The organism is Novilysobacter selenitireducens, assembly GCF_020026895.1.
GTDB lineage: Bacteria > Pseudomonadota > Gammaproteobacteria > Xanthomonadales > Xanthomonadaceae > Lysobacter_C > Lysobacter_C selenitireducens.
Genome location: NZ_JAINZW010000005.1, coordinates 131,490 through 146,985 on the forward strand (window position 1 = coordinate 131,490; position 15,496 = coordinate 146,985).

Annotated in this window: 19 protein-coding genes and 1 pseudogene; 13 read left to right on the forward strand and 7 right to left on the reverse strand. The window is 69.3% G+C overall.

Going from position 1 to position 15,496, the window contains the following annotated elements; all coding sequences use genetic code 11:
- Positions 1 to 100: 100 nt before the first annotated feature.
- The 5 genes from K6753_RS11485 (at position 101) to K6753_RS11505 (ending at position 4,182) form a co-directional block, all read left to right on the forward strand.
- The gene (locus K6753_RS11485) at positions 101 to 784 is read left to right on the forward strand and encodes a hypothetical protein (RefSeq protein WP_223676598.1); all 684 of its coding nucleotides are present in this window, start codon (positions 101 to 103) and stop codon (positions 782 to 784) included.
- Positions 785 to 1,081: 297 nt separating this feature from the next.
- On the forward strand, positions 1,082 to 1,558 hold the full coding sequence (locus K6753_RS11490) for an REP-associated tyrosine transposase (RefSeq protein ID WP_223676599.1): 477 nt from the start codon (positions 1,082 to 1,084) through the stop codon (positions 1,556 to 1,558).
- Between the two features lie 214 nt (positions 1,559 to 1,772).
- A complete protein-coding gene (locus tag K6753_RS11495; protein ID WP_223676600.1) occupies positions 1,773 to 2,348 on the forward strand; it encodes an RDD family protein in 576 nt (191 codons plus the stop codon).
- Between the two features lie 59 nt (positions 2,349 to 2,407).
- The gene (locus tag K6753_RS11500) at positions 2,408 to 3,517 is read left to right on the forward strand and encodes a tetratricopeptide repeat protein (RefSeq protein ID WP_223676601.1); all 1,110 of its coding nucleotides are present in this window, start codon (positions 2,408 to 2,410) and stop codon (positions 3,515 to 3,517) included.
- 194 nt (positions 3,518 to 3,711) lie between these two features.
- Positions 3,712 to 4,182: a YehS family protein gene (locus K6753_RS11505; RefSeq protein ID WP_223676602.1), complete on the forward strand. Its 471-nt coding sequence runs from the start codon at positions 3,712 to 3,714 to the stop codon at positions 4,180 to 4,182.
- A gap of 21 nt (positions 4,183 to 4,203) precedes the next feature.
- Here the strand turns inward: K6753_RS11505 and K6753_RS11510 are convergent, their stop codons facing one another.
- Positions 4,204 to 4,659: a hypothetical protein gene (locus K6753_RS11510; protein WP_223676603.1), complete on the reverse strand. Its 456-nt coding sequence runs from the start codon at positions 4,657 to 4,659 to the stop codon at positions 4,204 to 4,206.
- 62 nt (positions 4,660 to 4,721) lie between these two features.
- A complete protein-coding gene (locus tag K6753_RS11515) occupies positions 4,722 to 5,699 on the reverse strand; it encodes an RNA polymerase sigma factor (protein ID WP_223676604.1) in 978 nt (325 codons plus the stop codon).
- Positions 5,700 to 5,861: 162 nt separating this feature from the next.
- Here K6753_RS11515 and K6753_RS11520 point away from each other — a divergent pair, with 162 nt between their 5' ends.
- Entirely contained in the window at positions 5,862 to 7,052 is a 1,191-nt protein-coding gene (locus tag K6753_RS11520; RefSeq protein WP_223676605.1) for a L,D-transpeptidase family protein, read from the forward strand.
- Between the two features lie 280 nt (positions 7,053 to 7,332).
- On the opposite strand, the gene K6753_RS11525 is transcribed toward K6753_RS11520, so the two are convergent.
- Positions 7,333 to 8,088: a hypothetical protein gene (locus tag K6753_RS11525; protein ID WP_223676606.1), complete on the reverse strand. Its 756-nt coding sequence runs from the start codon at positions 8,086 to 8,088 to the stop codon at positions 7,333 to 7,335.
- A 234-nt stretch (positions 8,089 to 8,322) separates the two neighbouring features.
- On the opposite strand from K6753_RS11525, the gene K6753_RS11530 reads away from it, so the two are divergent.
- The 3 genes from K6753_RS11530 to K6753_RS11540 all read left to right on the forward strand — a co-directional run bounded on the left by K6753_RS11530 (position 8,323) and on the right by K6753_RS11540 (position 9,401).
- Positions 8,323 to 8,511 carry a zinc ribbon domain-containing protein gene (locus K6753_RS11530; RefSeq protein WP_223676607.1) on the forward strand — a complete coding sequence of 63 codons (189 nt, stop codon included), beginning with the start codon at positions 8,323 to 8,325 and terminating at the stop codon, positions 8,509 to 8,511.
- A 3-nt stretch (positions 8,512 to 8,514) separates the two neighbouring features.
- Positions 8,515 to 8,841, forward strand: coding sequence for a thioredoxin family protein (locus tag K6753_RS11535; RefSeq protein WP_223676608.1), 327 nt, complete (start codon positions 8,515 to 8,517; stop codon positions 8,839 to 8,841).
- Between the two features lie 122 nt (positions 8,842 to 8,963).
- The gene (locus K6753_RS11540) at positions 8,964 to 9,401 is read left to right on the forward strand and encodes a hypothetical protein (RefSeq protein ID WP_223676609.1); all 438 of its coding nucleotides are present in this window, start codon (positions 8,964 to 8,966) and stop codon (positions 9,399 to 9,401) included.
- A 24-nt stretch (positions 9,402 to 9,425) separates the two neighbouring features.
- Here K6753_RS11540 and K6753_RS11545 read toward each other — a convergent pair whose 3' ends face one another.
- On the reverse strand, positions 9,426 to 9,947 hold the full coding sequence (locus tag K6753_RS11545; RefSeq protein ID WP_223676610.1) for an adenine phosphoribosyltransferase: 522 nt from the start codon (positions 9,945 to 9,947) through the stop codon (positions 9,426 to 9,428).
- 91 nt (positions 9,948 to 10,038) lie between these two features.
- Here K6753_RS11545 and K6753_RS11550 point away from each other — a divergent pair, with 91 nt between their 5' ends.
- Positions 10,039 to 10,641, forward strand: a complete 603-nt coding sequence (locus K6753_RS11550) for a M15 family metallopeptidase (protein ID WP_223676611.1) — start codon at positions 10,039 to 10,041, stop codon at positions 10,639 to 10,641.
- Positions 10,642 to 10,733: 92 nt separating this feature from the next.
- Here the strand turns inward: K6753_RS11550 and K6753_RS14705 are convergent, their stop codons facing one another.
- The 3 genes and pseudogenes from K6753_RS14705 to K6753_RS11560 all read right to left on the reverse strand — a co-directional run bounded on the left by K6753_RS14705 (position 10,734) and on the right by K6753_RS11560 (position 13,356).
- The gene (locus tag K6753_RS14705; RefSeq protein WP_255591701.1) at positions 10,734 to 10,862 is read right to left on the reverse strand and encodes a hypothetical protein; all 129 of its coding nucleotides are present in this window, start codon (positions 10,860 to 10,862) and stop codon (positions 10,734 to 10,736) included.
- A gap of 110 nt (positions 10,863 to 10,972) precedes the next feature.
- Positions 10,973 to 11,716 carry an SAM-dependent methyltransferase gene (locus tag K6753_RS11555; protein ID WP_223676612.1) on the reverse strand — a complete coding sequence of 248 codons (744 nt, stop codon included), beginning with the start codon at positions 11,714 to 11,716 and terminating at the stop codon, positions 10,973 to 10,975.
- A pseudogene (locus K6753_RS11560) lies at positions 11,713 to 13,356 on the reverse strand (APC family permease). The gene K6753_RS11555 and the pseudogene K6753_RS11560 overlap by 4 nt, the downstream one beginning before the upstream one ends.
- Here K6753_RS11560 and K6753_RS11565 point away from each other — a divergent pair.
- The 3 genes from K6753_RS11565 (at position 13,301) to K6753_RS11575 (ending at position 15,408) form a co-directional block, all read left to right on the forward strand.
- Entirely contained in the window at positions 13,301 to 13,771 is a 471-nt protein-coding gene (locus K6753_RS11565) for an Hsp20/alpha crystallin family protein (protein WP_223676613.1), read from the forward strand. The pseudogene K6753_RS11560 and the gene K6753_RS11565 overlap by 56 nt on opposite strands.
- Before the next feature lie 82 nt (positions 13,772 to 13,853).
- Entirely contained in the window at positions 13,854 to 14,678 is an 825-nt protein-coding gene (locus K6753_RS11570) for an N-acetylmuramoyl-L-alanine amidase (RefSeq protein WP_223676614.1), read from the forward strand.
- A gap of 268 nt (positions 14,679 to 14,946) precedes the next feature.
- Positions 14,947 to 15,408, forward strand: coding sequence for an EF-hand domain-containing protein (locus K6753_RS11575; RefSeq protein ID WP_223676615.1), 462 nt, complete (start codon positions 14,947 to 14,949; stop codon positions 15,406 to 15,408).
- Positions 15,409 to 15,496: the final 88 nt, after the last annotated feature.

Consider the following 15,496-nt stretch of genomic DNA (forward strand, 5'->3'; position numbering starts at 1 on the left):
TGAAGAACGGGTTAGTTGGCGCGATCACCCTCTCGTAATCGCTGCACTTTCTATAACGGGTGCGACCGTATTCTGGCTTGCAGTCTTCACCGAAGTTGTGTTGCCGACTCACTCCCAGCGAGTTACGAACCGGCTTGATACTGTCACCAACCGTCTCGAAAAGATCGAGAGGGATTCCGGCATTCGCGAGAGAGTTTTCTTAGAGCGAATTACGGCTGAAGCTCTAGAGAAGAGGCGCGCGATCGCCGCTACGAAGCTGCTCGAAACGCGCCTCGCCAGCCTTTCCTTGGGTGAGAGATTCGATCGTGATATTCCGCTGCCCAAAGATTTTCGAGATGTGGATTTGGGGTTCAAGGTGTCGAGGGTTGCGCCTGCTTTTAAGGGTCGCGCCCAGCAAATTGAAGATGTGCCCGGGTGGGTCAGCGTAAATCTGGATAGTGGCCCTTTCTCTGCTATTACATATTATAGATTTGTAGATGACGACCCCGATTCATTTGTTGACCAGATTTTGTTCCATATAAGAGATGATTCGGCATCCAGTCTTGCTGCATTTCGCGCAGCATTGACAGCAGTGTATGGCCCTCCAGCTTCCGTCAAGTCGAGATCGGGGGAAATAGAATACCGCTGGGCATCAGTGGGGAAATGGCGGAAGGATGGTGCGTACGAAATTGAGTTAGATGACAGTACTTATTTGGTGAGATTGTCGTGTCCTACTTGGGCGAAGATTTTTAAGGAGGTGTCGCCAGAGGGTGAGTACAAGTGCGAGCCAGTAGAGCCCGGGTAGATGCAGCCTGCGTAGTCGTCATGCATCACATCGCGGCAATCCCGGGTGCGGCCTGCGGCCTTGCCCGGGGTACGAAAGCGACCGCAAGGAGGCGGGGATGGTGGGGTATCGACGCATGCGCGTCACGGACGGGACCTTCTTTTTCACGGTGACGCTGCGCGACCGGCGTAGCCCGGGTAAGCGCAGCGCACCCGGGGTCGTCATGCATCGCATCGCGGCAATCCCGGGTGCGGCCTGCGGCCTTACCCGGGCTACGAAAACGACCGCAAGGAGGCGGGGATGGTGGGGTATCGACGCATGCGGGTCCCGGACGGGACCTTCTTTTTCACGGTGACCCTGCGCGACCGGCGTAGTGCGCTATTGACCGAACGGATCGACGACCTGCGCGCGGCGTGGCGGGCGGCCAGGGGCCGCGTGCCCCACGACGTGATTGCCGCCGTCGTCATGCCCGACCACCTGCATGCCGTGCTGCGGATGCGCGATGGCGACGGTGACTACTCGCGCCTGTGGCAGGACATCAAGAAGGGCTTTACCCGCCGCGTGTGCGAACCCGACGCGCGGTCGCCATGGCAATCCCGGTTCTGGGAACACACGGTGCGCTGCGAGTTCTCGCTCGCCGCCTGCGTGGACTACGTCCACATCAATCCCATCAAGCACGGCCGGGTCACCCGCGTGCGTGATTGGCCGCACTCGACGTTCCACCGCTATGTCCAGCGCGGCGACCTGCCTCCCGACTGGGGCGACCCGCCCATCGATACTGCCCGGCTGCCGTAGCCCGGGTAAGCGCAGCGCACCCGGGGTCGTCATGCATGACATCGCGGCAATCCCGGGCGCGGCCTACGGCCTTACCCGGGCTACGGGGTTTTGATTGCCGACTTCGCCGCCTCGTATATCCAAACCGGACGGGGTCAGGTTCACTTAGACTGCATGGCGCGGACGACGTGGGGACGTCGCCGCGCCTGAGCGGGTTGTCGAACAGGGGAGATACATGCAGAACGAGCCGAGCCAGACACCGCGTCTGGATGCATGGTCACGCTATTTCGCCAGGATGCTGGATGTGCTGGTGTTCTCGTTGCTGGTTGGGATAGTCGCGGCGGTAGCCGGGACGCTCGCTGCGCCGGAGGCTACAGACGAAGTCATTGCCGTCATGGACTCGAGCCGTTTGTGGACGATGGTGGCCGATCTGGCGTCATTCGTGATCGCACTGCCACTGATTGCCATGTCGCTGGTACTGGGGCAGACGCCCGGGAAGTGGCTCTTCGGTATCCGCGTGCGCGGCCCACAGGGCGACAAATTGCGTTTGTCGAGCGCGCTGCACCGCGAGCTTCTGGTCTGGGCAAGGGGTCTCGCGCTGGGTCTGCCGCTCCTGTCCTTCGTCACGCTTGTCATGAGTTATGCCCGATTGACCGAGGACGGAGCAACCGCATGGGACCGACGGGTGGGGAGCCAGGTCAGCCACGTGGAACGCACACCGGCGTGGTGGTTGAAGGCGGTGCCTGCCGCCACATTCGTCGTTGCTCTGATCCTGTGGAACGCGTTTGCGGGATTGTTCGTGTCAGCCTGAGAAAGCCGATCGGCGCCAGGTTCACTTCTGCACATGCCCAGGCATTGAGGGTTCTATTGATGACTGCTGATTCGACGCCGATGCATGCTGCTTCTATGCGTGATGCCGAGCGCGGGAAGCACTATTCGCTGCTTGCGAAGGTAGTGCTCTTGGCGCTTCCACTCCTATGCGTTGCCTGCCAATCGAATCCGCCTGTCCATGCGCCCATGCACCAACAGGCGACGCCCACGGACTGGTCCGTCGTGATGGACGACGCGCGCGAGGCTTACGGCGCGGGGCGCTACGACTTGGCAACGGAGTTGGCGCAGGAATCGCTGGTGCTTGCCTCCAGTCAGCACGGTGCGGACAGTCCGCAGGCGGGGTCGGCGGCAAACATGCTGGCTGTCTCGCAGCTTGCAACTGCGGATTTCGCGTCTGCCGAAGCGAACTTTGAAAAGGCCATCGAGATCCTCGCGGACTCGCCGGGGATCGACCCGTCCTCGATCGGCAGTCTTTACAACAACCTCGCCGAAGTTCACCGACAGCAAGGGGGGCATGCGCAGGCGCTGCCATTGTATGAAGAGGCGCTGCGCATAGTGAGAAGCGCCTACGGTGCATTCCACGAAAGCACGCTGAGGGCCACTGCCGCGCTTGCGCTTGCCCATCACTCGGTGAGGAATCTGGATGCCGCTGAGCCGCTCTATGAGGAGGCGATCTCCGGATTGGAGCGCATGTACGGCCCCAGCTCGCCTGACCTCTCCACGCTTCTTGCCAACCAAGCCGACCTCCTGTCGATCAGAGGCAGGAACGCTGAAGCGAAGTCGCTCCTGCTGCGCGTGCTTTCGATTGAGGAAGCGACCAAAGGCGCCTCACATCCCGACGTCGCATCGACCTTGAACACGCTGGGAGTCGTGCTTGCCAGTGAAGGGGATAGCACTGGAGCACTGGATGCCTACCTGCGCGCCCTGGAAATCAGGCGAACCGCACTGGGAGAAGACCATCCGATGGTCGCAACCGTATTGAGCAATATCGGCACGGTCTATCGCGACACGGGTCGCCTGGACCAGGCAATGAGTGCGCTGACGCAGGCCGCCGAGATCCTTGAAGCCCGCTTTGGTCGCGAACATGAGGATGCTTTGTTGATCCGACGTGAGCTCGCCAAGCTGCAAGGAGAGGCATGGCAAGGCTAGGCGGGTGGGGTTCAGCCGAACGGGATCGGCAACCCAGCGTGCTTAGGATCACCTCTAGAGCTCAAGACGCTGGATTCCCGCCTTCGCGGGAATGACGGCTGGTGGTAGACGGCTGGTGGTAGTGGGGCCTCAACGTCGGCCCCGTCCGTCGGCGGGTATCCTTCGCACCCCCCAAGTCGCACCGCGTCACCCCCATGATCACCAACGACGTCCTGCGCAGCGTGCGCTACATGCTCGACCTCAGCGACGCCCACGTCGTCAACCTCGTCCAGCTCGCCGACCCGACCGTCGTGCTGGAGCGTGACGCGGTGCACGCCTACCTGCTGCGGGAGGACGAGCCCGGCTTTGCGCCCTTGGACGACCGCCTGCTCGGGCTGTTCCTGGACGGCCTGGTGGTGCACTGCCGCGGCGCCCGCAGCGACGCGCCCCCGCGGCCGCCGGAGAAGCGCGTCAACAATAACGTGGTGCTGAAGAAGCTGCGCGTTGCGTTCGAACTGAAGGACGTCGACCTGGTGGACATCTTCCAGTCCGCCGGCCGCCCAGTCACCAAGCCCGAGCTGTCGGCGCTGTTCCGCCAGCCGGGCCACAAGAACTTCCGCCTGTGCGGCGACCAGCTGCTGCGCTACTTTCTGCGCGGGCTGACGCTGCGCGTGCGGGGCGAGTAAAGCCTCAGGCGAAGGCGGGGCTCAACGTTTCCCGGCCGCCTGTTCCTCCAGACCCGCCTTCACCCGTTCGATCTCCGCCGGCAACGCGCGCGCCAGGCGCAGCATGAGGTCGGCGGCCGCCGCGCTGTGGAGGCGCTTGCCCGACTGCGTGGCGACGGTGACTTCCGTCGTCAGCGTCCGGATCGTCGCCGACGCCGGCACCGCGCGCGTCAGCACCAGCAGCGACTCGCCGCGGTAGCGCACCGCGTTCAACCCCATCATCTGCGAGCGCCCCTCCCAGGTGACGCCGGGCATGTCCACCAGCAACTGGCCCACGGCGTTCCACGTCTCGTTCATGCCGGCCTGCACGGTGAGCTGCACCGGCGTGGCCTCCGCCAACGGCGCCGGCGTGGGGGCAGGCTTGCGCTCGGGTGTTGCACAGCCGGCCAGCGCGAGCGCGAAGCCCAGGGCGATGAGCGCGGGAAGATGACGCGGCATGCGCCGATTGCAGGCGCTGCGCCGTGAAGGGCGCGCATCCGCGCCGCTGCCACCCGCTAGCCTCAGCGCTTGTCGTCCCTCACCAGCCGCGCCCGCTGCAGCGCCAGCACGACGACCAGCAACGACACCACCACCGCCACGGTCAGGACCGTCGCGTCGCTCCAGCCCTGCTGCTTGGACCACGCCAGCGCGACCACGTAGCCGGCCATCAGTGCGCCGTACACCACGCCGTTGACGACCAGCGTGCGCCGCCGCCGCGGGTCGGAGGTGCGACGCAATGCGTCGCGGATCTCCCACGCGATGCCGCCCAGCATTACCACGATGGCCGCCGCCAGCGCACCGACCGTCGCCAGCGCCAGCTTCGGTAGCGACTTGGCGACCGCGCCCGCGGTCAGCGCCGTGGCCGCCGCGGGCGACGTGCCCGCGGTGAGGCCGGCGGCGACGGTCGCGGTGAACACCAGGCCCGGCGCCGAACGGGTCGCCGTCTCACCCAGGCGCTGCAGCACGTCCGCGCGCAGGCTGTCGCGCCCGCGCTGCAGGCGCTTGCGCACGGCCGCGTCGCTCAGGCCCAGCAACGCCGCCACCGCCTGGCTGCTCTGGCCTTCGCGGTAGTACAGCAGCAGCACGTCGCGGGTGTCCTCGGGCAGGGCATCCAGCGCCTGCGCCAGCGCGTCGGCGTGGACATGTCGGTCGTGCGCCTGCTCGGGCGTGTCGCCGTCGGCGGGCAGCACGTCCAGGACATCGGCGTCGGCCGAGGGCCGGGACGCGCGCAGGTGGTCGATGGCACGGTTGCGCGCGACCTGCCGCAGCCAGGGCAGGAAGCTGTCCGGGTGCTGCATCCGGCCGAGGTGCTGCCAGGCGCGCAGGTACGTGTCCTGCGCGATGTCCTCGCTGGTGGCGACATCGCGCGTCACCGCCAGCGCCACGCTGGCCACCATGCGCTGCGTGGCGACGACCATGCGTTCGAACGCACGGGCGTTGCCGCCGCGGGCGGAGGCGAAGTCGCGGTGGATGAGGTCGTGCAGGGCGCTGGGCGTCATGTCGGGGTCTTGGCAGTGGATTCAATGATAGACACGGCCCAACGCGGCCGATGTGACCCGGCCCGCGCGACCCCGGCCGTTCAGCTGGATGCCCCTGGATTCACGCGACGCCGCCAGCGCGTTGCCGACCATGCCGGTTCCTTATCGACCGCCGGACACCCCATGACCCGACCGACCCCGAACCTGCTGGCGCGCGCCGTGATGTGCGCGCTGCTGCCCGCCGCGCTGGCCGCCTGCGACGTCGACCCGGCCACGCGCGCTGCCACGGACGCGACCGCCCCGGCCGACACCCGCGTTGCCGCCGACGGCCAGCCGATCGCCGGCGATGCGTCCGGCGCGGTGGCCAGCGGCGAGGCGCCCGGCGTTCCGGGCACGCGCGGCGGTCCGTCCTCGACCCTGCCGGTGGCGCCCGGCAGCACCGCCGGCAATGCGCAGACCCCGGCCCCGGCCGATGCGGACGCCGAAGTCGCGATCACGCCGCCGGGCAAGACCGCCGCGGCCGATGCCGATCTGGCCGACGACAGCCCGCTGCGCCTGCAGGTGCTGCTGGAGCGCGCGCACTTCTCGCCCGGCGAGATCGACGGCAAGGGCGGCAGCAACACCCGCCGCGCGCTGGCGGCCTTCCAGAAGGCGCACGACCTGACGGCCGGCGAGACGCCGGACGAGGCCACCTGGGCCAAGCTCAACGAGGACGACGCGCCGATCCTGGTCGAGTACACGCTGACCGCCGACGATGTCGCCGGTCCGTTCCGCGACACGCCGGACGAGCCCGAGGACATGGCGAAGGAGGACGCGCTGCCCTACACCTCGGTGGAAGAGAAGATCGGCGAGCAGTTCCATGCCAGCCCGGCGCTGCTGGCCGAGCTCAACCCCGACGCATCGTTCGAAGTGGGCGAGACGATCACCGTGCCGTACGTCGCCCCGGCCGCACGCCTGCCGGCCGCGTCGAAGATCGTGGTCGACGAATCAGAGGCCGTGCTGCAGCTGCAGGACGACGCCGGCAAGGTGGTCGCGCAGTTCCCGGTAACCACCGGCAGCGCGCAGTTCCCGCTGCCGATCGGCGACTGGAAGGTCACCGGCGTCGCGCGCGACCCGGTGTGGCACTACGACCCCGAGCTGATCGCCGGCTCCGACCCGGACGACGAGAAGGCCGAAATCCCGGCCGGCCCGAACAACCCGGTCGGCACCACCTGGATCGACCTGACCAAGGAGCACTACGGCATCCACGGCACCCCGGAGCCGTCCAAGATCGGCAAGACCGAATCCAACGGCTGCATCCGCATGACCAACTGGTCCGCGGCCGCCGTGGCGAAGATCGCCAAGCCCGAGATGGAAGTAGTGATGCAGCGCTGACCGCAAACCCCTGTAGGAGCGGCTTCAGCCGCGATCACGATTTCGGGCGGCTGCGATATGCCGCCACCGTTGTAGGAGCGACGTAAGTCGCGATCTGCGTGGCCGTCCGGTTACCGATCGCGACTTACGCTCCTACAAAGGGGTGGTGGATGCGCGGATCGCGGCTGAAGCCACTCCTACAGAAGCAGTGCAGGAGTGATTCCACGGTTGCAGTGCAGAAGCGGACAGAAAAACGGCGACCCGAGGGTCGCCGTCCTGCGTGCTGGGACGGGTCAGCGCATCAACCGGCGCGGCCGTTGCCCTTGCCGTTCCCATTCCCGTTGCCCTTGCCCTTGTCGCCACCCGGGCCCTTGCCGGACGGCGGGCCGCCCTTGTCATTGCCGCGGCCCGGGCCACCGGCATGCGCGGGCTTGCCCTTGCCCGGACCGCCGCCGACATCGGGACGCCCGTTGCCGCGTCCTGCGTGGGCCGGCGGGCCACCGCGGTCACGGTCGTTGTTGCGCGGGCCGCGGTCGCGCGGCTGCGACCAGTCCACGCGCACGTCGCGGTCGATCGAAATCGGATAGCCCCAGCGGTCGTAGGTGTCCACGGTGCCGCGCTTGAGCGCATGGAACTGCGGCGACCCCGGCTTGATGCCCAGCTCCTGCGCCACCACGCCCCAGCCGCGCCCGCGGTTGCGCTCGTCGCGGTCGTAGGGGTCGTAGCGGTTAACCACGTCGATGCAGGGCAGGCCGGCGGCGCTGGCGATGGCGCAGGCGTAATAGACGTCGGCCGGCGCCCAGCCGCGGCGGTCCAGCAGGTCGACGATCAGCGAGCGCGGCGCGCCGTACTGCCCGGTCAGTTCCCCGATGAACGGGTCGCGGTAGTCGTGGCCGTAGCGGTTGATCTCGTCCAGGCGGTTGTCCACCCAGACATCGCCGGTGCGCACGTTGTAGCCGATGGTCTGCGCGGCGGCGGGCGCGGCCAGCGCCGCCAGGCCCAGGCCGGTGCACAGGGCCACCGCCAGCAGGCGGTGGGAAACGGTTCGGTTCTGCATGCGGTACTCCTCGGTGGACCAGTGAGAGGGCGATTGTCGGGCGTTGGATTGAACGCGCTGTGATCGCCGTCGCCTTCAGGATGAATCGATGATGCACGGGCTGCCTGCCGCATTCGCCGGTCCCGGGCAAACCGGGTGCCAGTGGCCTGCACGCCGCCTTGAATCCGTGGGAGTAGCGTGTCGCCGTTGGCGTGATCGCGACGCCGACTCGCACCGCAACCCACGGAGCCCGCCATGCTGACCAGCGTCGAAGTGAGATGCCCGTATTGCGCCGCATTGTTCGAATTGCCGGTGGAGGCCACCGCCGAGGAGCAGCGCTTCAGCCATCCGTGCCCCGACTGCGGCCGGCCGATGCTGGTGGTCATGGATGTCGACGACGACGGCGTGGCGACGGCCACCGTCGAGTCCGAAGGCGAGCCCTGAGCCATGGCCTTCGAAAGCGACTACGCGCTGGACGAGCCCGCCCGCGCCGACGTCGACCGCTGGCCGGGCGATACGGTCCTGGAGTTCGGTGCGCCGTGGTGCGGGCACTGCATCGCGGCGCAGCCGGAACTGCGCGCGTTGCTGGACGGAGCGCCGGACGTGCGCCACGTCAAGGTGGAGGACGGTCGCGGACGGCCGCTGGGGCGGTCGTACCGGGTCAAGCTGTGGCCGACGCTGGTGCTGCTGCGCGACGGCGAGGAAGTGATGCGCCTGGTGCGGCCGTCGCACGCGGACTTCGCGCAGCTGGCCGAGGCGATCAGGGCGGACTGACTCCGAAGCGGTCGCGCGGCCGCGCCGGACCGACCGGCGGCATGTGGCCGCCCGCATGAACGGGTACCGTTGCCCGGTCTGTCGGCGCAGCTCCGCGCCGTCGCCACCCCGGGGAGGGATGCATGAGCACGATTACCGCACCGACGCCGCCCAGGAGCCACTGGATCGTCGCCACCATCGCCCTGCTGTGGAACCTGCTGGGGCTGGCGATGTTCGCCATGCAGGTGACGATGTCGCCCGAAACGCTTGCCGCGTTGCCGGCCGAGCAGCGGCAGGTCTACGAGGCGACGCCGATGTGGATCAACGCCGCATTTGGCGTGGCCGTCATCGCCGGCGTACTGGGCGCCATCGGACTGCTGGTGCGCCGCCGCTGGGCCGCGATGCTGTTCGCGATCTCGCTGGTCGCACTGGTGGTGCAGATCCTGGGCGCCTACCTGGTCACGCCGGCGTGGAGTGCCTATGGCGCCGCCGGCCTGCTGATGCCGGCGCTGCTGCTGGCGATTGCCGCCGCGCTGTGGTCGTACGCACGCCAGGCGGCGGCGCGGGGCTGGCTGCGCTGAACGCCGGGTCGGGGCGCGGGCCCTTCAGCGCCGGGCGGTAGCGACATCGATCGGCAGGTCCGGGTCCCAGCGGTCGCGACCGCCCAGGCCCGGAACTTCCAGCAACAGCGATGCACCGACCACCCGGGCGCCCTGCCGCCGCGCAAGTTCCAGCGCGGCGGCCAGGGTGCCGCCGGTGGCGAGCACGTCGTCGACGATGAGCACGCGCGCGCCGGGTGCGACGGCGTCGACGTGCATTTCGAGGCGGTCCTCGCCGTACTCCAGCGCGTAGGCCTGCGAAACGGTCGGCCCGGGCAGCTTGCCGGGTTTGCGCAGCGGCACGAAGCCGGTGCCCAGCACGCGCGCCAGTGCAGCGCCGAGGATGAAGCCGCGCGACTCGATCCCCAGCACCGCATCCAGTGCCACCCCGCGCCACGGTTCGGCCAGCGCATCGATGCAGTCTTTGAGCCCGTCGGCGTCGGCCAGCAGCGGGGTGATGTCGCGGAAGGTGACGCCCGGCTTGGGGAAGTCGGGGATGTCGCGGATCAGCGTGGACCAGTGGGGCATGGCGGTGGACTCGCAGGCCGGGCCGCCGAGTTTCGCATCGCGTCGGCACCGGCGTGCGGATACTCGGGGCGTCCACGTCGAGGTGCACGGAGTGAGCGAGCGGCTGTTCCGCGACGATGTGCTGTTCACGCAACGGCTGCTGGCGGCCGACCGCCTGTACGCGGGCGCGCTGGACGGCCTGTGGGGGCCGTTGACGGAAGCGGCGTGGCAGGAATTCCAGTCGCGCAGCCGGCAGCTGCGGTCGGACCTGGGCGAGTTCGACCTGCGCAGCGAATCGGCGATCGCGACGTTGTCACTGCCCGCGCAGGCTGCGGCCCGAGCCAGCCTGCGCCGCATCCTGGACGCCGGCTTCGAGGCCCGCATCATTTCCGGCACGCGCACGTGGGCGCAGCAGAATGCGCTGTTCCGGCAGGGCCGCTACGGCAACCCCGGCCCCGTCGTGACGCGCGCGCGGGGCGGGCAGAGCCTGCACAACTTCGGCATCGCATGGGACATCGGGCTGTTCACCGCATCGGGCGGGTACGTCACCGACGTCGAACCCTACGCGCGGGCCGCCGTGCACGGGACGATCGACGGCGTGGAGTGGGGCGGCCACTGGATGGGCTTCCCCGACCCGTCGCACTACCAGTTGGCGACCGGCGAGGCGCTCGCCGCGTTACGCACGCGCTTCCAGGCTGGCCAGGCCCTGGCCTGAGCAGGCCTTGGCCGAAGCAATGGGCGCCGCCTCGCGCACCCGGCCCGTCTCCCCACGGGCCGGGTGCGCGTTCGGGCTCTCCTCTCGGACCGCTACGCGCCTTCGCCGGCCCAGACCCACGCGACCGCCACCAGCAGCGCAAGGGCAAGCAGCCCGCGTGCAAGGCGTTCGAGTCGATCGGCACCGGACCGCGCCGGGCGGTCCATCCCCCCGTGTTCCATGGTGACTCCCCCTGTCGCGCCATCAGACGCCACCGCGTGGGCGGTGTCTGCGAACGGGGTCACAACACCGGCGGTCGCCGAGGGCCCGGCGGTGGTAAGGGCGGTGGCTTTCAGTCGGTGACGTCGTCGCTGAAGGTCGGCGTCGTCTCCGGGACCTCCCAGAAGTACACGACCGAATCGCCCACGATGCGTTGCGCCTGCGGCTTCCAGTCGCCCATGTGGTAGTTGTGCGTGACGATGCGCGTGCCCGGCTCCAGCGCCAGCAGCGTCGGGCGCAGCCGCAGGTTGAGCCGCGGCAGCAGGTACAGCGTGACGACGGTGGCGTCCGACAGGTCGGCATCGAACATGTCGCCCTCGACGAACTCCACCTTGTCGGTGACCCCGGCCTTGCGTGCGCCGGCGTTGGCCTCGCGGATGCGGTCCGGGTCGATGTCGATGCCGACCCCGCGCGTGCCCCAGCGGCTGGCGGCGGTGATCGGGATGCGGCCGTCGCCCGAACCCAGGTCGTAGAGCACGTCGTCCGGTCCCACGTCGGCCATCTCCAGCATCACGTCGACCACCTCCTGCGGCGTCGGCACGTACACCACGTCGGGCACCTGGCGCGCGGGCTCGCGGCCCTCCGGCGCGATGGAGGTCTGGTCGAACAGCCCCGGCGCTTCGGCCTCGACCCCGTCGAGCAGCGCGACTCCATCGTCGGCTGCGTCCGCGGCGTCGGTATCGCCAGCCGGCTCGGCGGCCGGCGTGGACGGCCCTGGCATTGCCGCCTGCGGATCGGGCCGGCTGCAGGCGCCAGCGGCGAGCACCGCCAGCAGCGAAAGGGCCAACACGTACGGCGAGGTGCGAGGACGGGTCATGTGCGGTCTCCCGGGCTGGGTGGCATCGGATCGGAATGGATATCAACGGCGGATGGCGGCACGGCGCGACGCCCGTCCAGCAGCAGCACGACGCCGCCGACCGCGAGCACGGCCACGCCCAGCAGCGCGCCGATGCCGGTGTGGCGGAGGCTGGCGTACAGCAGGTAGCCGCACATCGCGCAGAACAGCAACGGCGTCAGCGGGTACAGCGGCACGCGGAACGGCGAGGCGACGGCCGGCGCGCGCCTGCGCAGCCGGAACAGCGCCAGCCCCGTCAGCAGGAAGAACAGCCAGAACACCGGCGCGGTGTATTCGACCATGGTCTCGAAGCCGCGCCGCGTCCATGCGCCCAGCCCGACCAGCGCCAGGGCGATCGCCGACTGCACGAGCAGCGCATTGACCGGCCCGTGCAGCGTGGCATGCCAGCGACCGAGCAGCGCGAACATCGGCGTGTCGCGGCCGAACGCGTAGCCGGTGCGTGCCGACATCAGCATGGTGGCGTTGGCCGAGGTCAGCGCTGCCACCGCCACCACCGCACTGATGGCCTGCGCGCCGCGGTCGCCCAGCACGCGGCGCATCATGTCGGCGGCCACCGCGTCCGAGCTGGCCATCGCCTCCACGCCCTGCACGCGCAGGTACGCCAGGTTCATCAGGAGGTAGAGCAGGGTGACGACAACGATCGACCCGACCAGCGCGCGCGGCAGGGTCCGGCGTTCGGCCACCACCTCGGCGGATACGTAGGCCGCCTCGTTCCAGCCGCCGTAGGCCAGCATCACGAAGATCAGCACCAGGCCCCAGTGCTGCGTCGTGGTCGTGGCGGTCGCGGCGGGGACCGTCGACGGCTCCAGCAGCAGCCCCGCCAGGACGATCGCGACCACCCCGGTGGTCTGCAGCGCGGTGAGCAGGTTCTGCGTGCGCTTGCCCGAGCGCAGGCCGATGGCGTTGATCGCCGTCAGCACCACCACCGCCCCGGCCGCGAACAGCGCCGGCGACATCGCCCCCAGCGGGAGGATCTGGCTGGCGTAGTCGCCGAAGATGAAAGCCAGCAGGGCGATCGAGCCGGTCGGGATCACCGTCAGCCGCGCCCAGGCGAACAGGAATGCCAGCCGCGGCCCTCAGGCCAGCCGCAGGAAGTGGTACTCGCCGCCCGGGTGCGGGTGCGCGGTGGCCAGCTCCGCGTAGCACAGGGCACCGGCGATGGAGAGCGCGCCGCCGACCAGCCACGCCAGCATCATCTCCACCGGCCCGCCGCTGTTGGCTGCCACCACCGCCGGCACGCTGAACATGCCCGCGCCGATCACGATGCCGACCACCAGCGAGGCGACGTCGCGCGTGTGCAGCAGCGGGCGCGGCGCGGGCGGATCGAGCGGTGCGGTGGCCGGGAGCGCCGGCGCGGTGTCGTGGGGCATCGGGCAGCCGCATGCGGGTTGGCTGAACGCTAGCAGCCGGGCATTAGAAGGACGTAAAACGCGGCCGTCGCGCGGGCGATGAGGGGGCCTTGAATCACACGCGGCAGGACCTACGTGGGCGGCATGGACGGCCACCGCCGTCCCCCACCGACAACGCCAGCCCAGGAGGCCAGCCATGAACGAGATGGTTCGTCGTACCCAGCGGTCCGCGCCGTCCACGCAGGACCCCATCAAGCAGATCTTCGAGCGCCTGTTCGAAGGCAACTTCGCCAACGGCTCCACCGACGAGTCCGCCGTCGTCACCAGCCAGTGGGTGCCGCGCGTGGACATCAAGGAGGAGTCCGACCGCTTCGTCATCTACGCCGACCTGCCGGGCGTGGCGCCTCAGGACATCGAGGTGCAGATGGACAAGGGCGTGCTCACCATCAAGGGCGAGCGCAGCATCGAGTCGGCGCAGGACAGCGACCGCTACTCGCGCGTGGAGCGGCGCCACGGCCGCTTCCACCGCCGCTTCGCGCTGCCCGACAGCGCCGACCCCGACGGCATCGCCGCGTCCGGCCGCCACGGCGTGCTGGAGATCGTGATCCCCAAGCGGCCGGAGACCAAGCCGCGCCGGATCCAGGTCGGCACCACGCACGACGCCTGACCGCATCCGCCATCGCCAACGACGCCCCGGCATGCCCGGGGCGTTCTTATTTTCGATGCGTGCCGTCGCGTAGGCTGCCGGCATGATCCGATCCTCCAACGGTGCGCGCGCGGCGCGTGGCCTGCGCATCGCCGCGATGATGGTGTCGGCAGCTCTGCTGCTCGCCGGCTGCGCCACGCAGGCACCCCGCAACCCGATCGCGCAGTGGCACGGCTCGCCCAACTTCGACGCGCGCGCCCCGCAGGCGATCGTGTTGCACCACACCCACATGGACAGCGCACGGGCCGCACTGCGCACGTTGCAGACGCGCAATCCGCAGGGCCGCGTCAGCGCGCACTACCTGATCGGCCGAGACGGCACGCTGTACCAGCTGGTCTCGGAGGACCGCCGCGCGTGGCACGCCGGCGCGTCGCGCTGGGGAGGCTGGCGCGACCTCAATTCCGCGTCGATCGGCATCGAACTGGACAACAACGGCCGCGAGCCGTTTTCCGAGCCTTTGGTCGACACGTTGATCGTGCTGCTGGAGGACATCACGCGGCGCCATGGCATCCCCACCCATGCGGTGCTGGCGCACGGCGACATCGCGCCGGGGCGCAAGCAGGACCCGAGCGCGCTATTCCCGTGGCAGCGGCTGGCCGATGCCGGGTTCGGGCTGTGGCCGCGCGCGGGGCATGGGCCTGCGCCGCACGCCTTCGACCCGTGGGCCGCGCTGCGTTTGATCGGCTACGACCTGCGCGATCGCGACGCGGTGGTGCGTGCATTCCACCGTCGCTACCGCGGCACCGAGGACGCCGTCGATGCGCCGCCGGCGCTGGATGCCGGGGACCACGCGATCCTGCACGACCTGCAGAGGCAGTTGCTCGGGATGCCGCCTGCGACAGGCACCGTACCTGGTGCTCCCCTGTAGGAGCGGCTTCAGCCGCGAACCCCGCCACGTGAACCGACGCGTCCACCCCGATCGCGGCTGAAGCCGCTCCTACAAGGGCCGCGCGCGCATCGGGCCGCACCCACCATGCGCTGCCGGTTGGATCCTCAGACACATGAACGCTTGTGACGGCATCTACACACGCACGCGCCGAGGCTGGCCCTGCCCGTCGCAATGCGGGCTGGTGGGGCCGTCGGCCGCCATGGCGTTCGATGGCCCCGCCAATTCACCTGCCAACCCGGAGCACGCCATGAAACGCCGAACCCCCACCGGACGCCTGCTTGCCAGCGTCGTGGCGGCGGCCCTGCTGTCGTCGCCCGTCGTTTTCACCGCATCCGCCGCGCCGGCCGTGCAGGCCGACCGCACCACCCAGGCCCTCGACCAGGCCGACCTCCCGCCGCCGCCGGTGGTCGACAACCCGATTCCCGAAGACCCGGAGGTCGACGCCATGACCCCGGCGCCGCCCCGCAGCGAGCCCGTGCCGCGCGCCACCCTGCAGGCCAGTGGCGACGCGTGGGCCACGCTCGACACCGACGGCGACGGCCGCGTCAGCCGGGCCGAAGCCCGTGCCGACAGCCGCTTCAGTGCGCGCTTCGGTGTGATGGACAGCGACGGCGACGGCCATGTCGGCCAGGCCGAATACGACGCGTGGCTGTCTGGCGATGCCGGCCTGGAGACAGAGCCGGAGGAAGAGGAAGAAGAGGACGACTGATACGCCTGCGCGTCGCCGCGCACGCCAATGAAGTCCGCAACGGAAACGCCCGCCCTCTTGCTGGGGGCGGGCGTTTCCGTCTGGAGCT

What these genes read in the sequence shown, in the direction of transcription:
- K6753_RS11490 (WP_223676599.1), top strand. Translation starts at nt 1,082, where the DNA reads ATGCGGGTCCCGGACGGGACCTTCTTTTTCACGGTGACCCTGCGCGAC.
- K6753_RS11495 (WP_223676600.1), top strand. Translation starts at nt 1,773, where the DNA reads ATGCAGAACGAGCCGAGCCAGACACCGCGTCTGGATGCATGGTCACGC.
- K6753_RS11500 (WP_223676601.1), top strand. Translation starts at nt 2,408, where the DNA reads ATGACTGCTGATTCGACGCCGATGCATGCTGCTTCTATGCGTGATGCC.
- K6753_RS11505 (WP_223676602.1), top strand. Translation starts at nt 3,712, where the DNA reads ATGATCACCAACGACGTCCTGCGCAGCGTGCGCTACATGCTCGACCTC.
- K6753_RS11510 (WP_223676603.1), bottom strand. Translation starts at nt 4,659, where the DNA reads ATGCCGCGTCATCTTCCCGCGCTCATCGCCCTGGGCTTCGCGCTCGCG.
- K6753_RS11515 (WP_223676604.1), bottom strand. Translation starts at nt 5,699, where the DNA reads ATGACGCCCAGCGCCCTGCACGACCTCATCCACCGCGACTTCGCCTCC.
- K6753_RS11520 (WP_223676605.1), top strand. Translation starts at nt 5,862, where the DNA reads ATGACCCGACCGACCCCGAACCTGCTGGCGCGCGCCGTGATGTGCGCG.
- K6753_RS11525 (WP_223676606.1), bottom strand. Translation starts at nt 8,088, where the DNA reads ATGCAGAACCGAACCGTTTCCCACCGCCTGCTGGCGGTGGCCCTGTGC.
- K6753_RS11530 (WP_223676607.1), top strand. Translation starts at nt 8,323, where the DNA reads ATGCTGACCAGCGTCGAAGTGAGATGCCCGTATTGCGCCGCATTGTTC.
- K6753_RS11535 (WP_223676608.1), top strand. Translation starts at nt 8,515, where the DNA reads ATGGCCTTCGAAAGCGACTACGCGCTGGACGAGCCCGCCCGCGCCGAC.
- K6753_RS11540 (WP_223676609.1), top strand. Translation starts at nt 8,964, where the DNA reads ATGAGCACGATTACCGCACCGACGCCGCCCAGGAGCCACTGGATCGTC.
- K6753_RS11545 (WP_223676610.1), bottom strand. Translation starts at nt 9,947, where the DNA reads ATGCCCCACTGGTCCACGCTGATCCGCGACATCCCCGACTTCCCCAAG.
- K6753_RS14705 (WP_255591701.1), bottom strand. Translation starts at nt 10,862, where the DNA reads ATGGAACACGGGGGGATGGACCGCCCGGCGCGGTCCGGTGCCGATCGA.
- K6753_RS11555 (WP_223676612.1), bottom strand. Translation starts at nt 11,716, where the DNA reads ATGACCCGTCCTCGCACCTCGCCGTACGTGTTGGCCCTTTCGCTGCTG.
- K6753_RS11565 (WP_223676613.1), top strand. Translation starts at nt 13,301, where the DNA reads ATGAACGAGATGGTTCGTCGTACCCAGCGGTCCGCGCCGTCCACGCAG.
- K6753_RS11570 (WP_223676614.1), top strand. Translation starts at nt 13,854, where the DNA reads ATGATCCGATCCTCCAACGGTGCGCGCGCGGCGCGTGGCCTGCGCATC.
- K6753_RS11575 (WP_223676615.1), top strand. Translation starts at nt 14,947, where the DNA reads ATGAAACGCCGAACCCCCACCGGACGCCTGCTTGCCAGCGTCGTGGCG.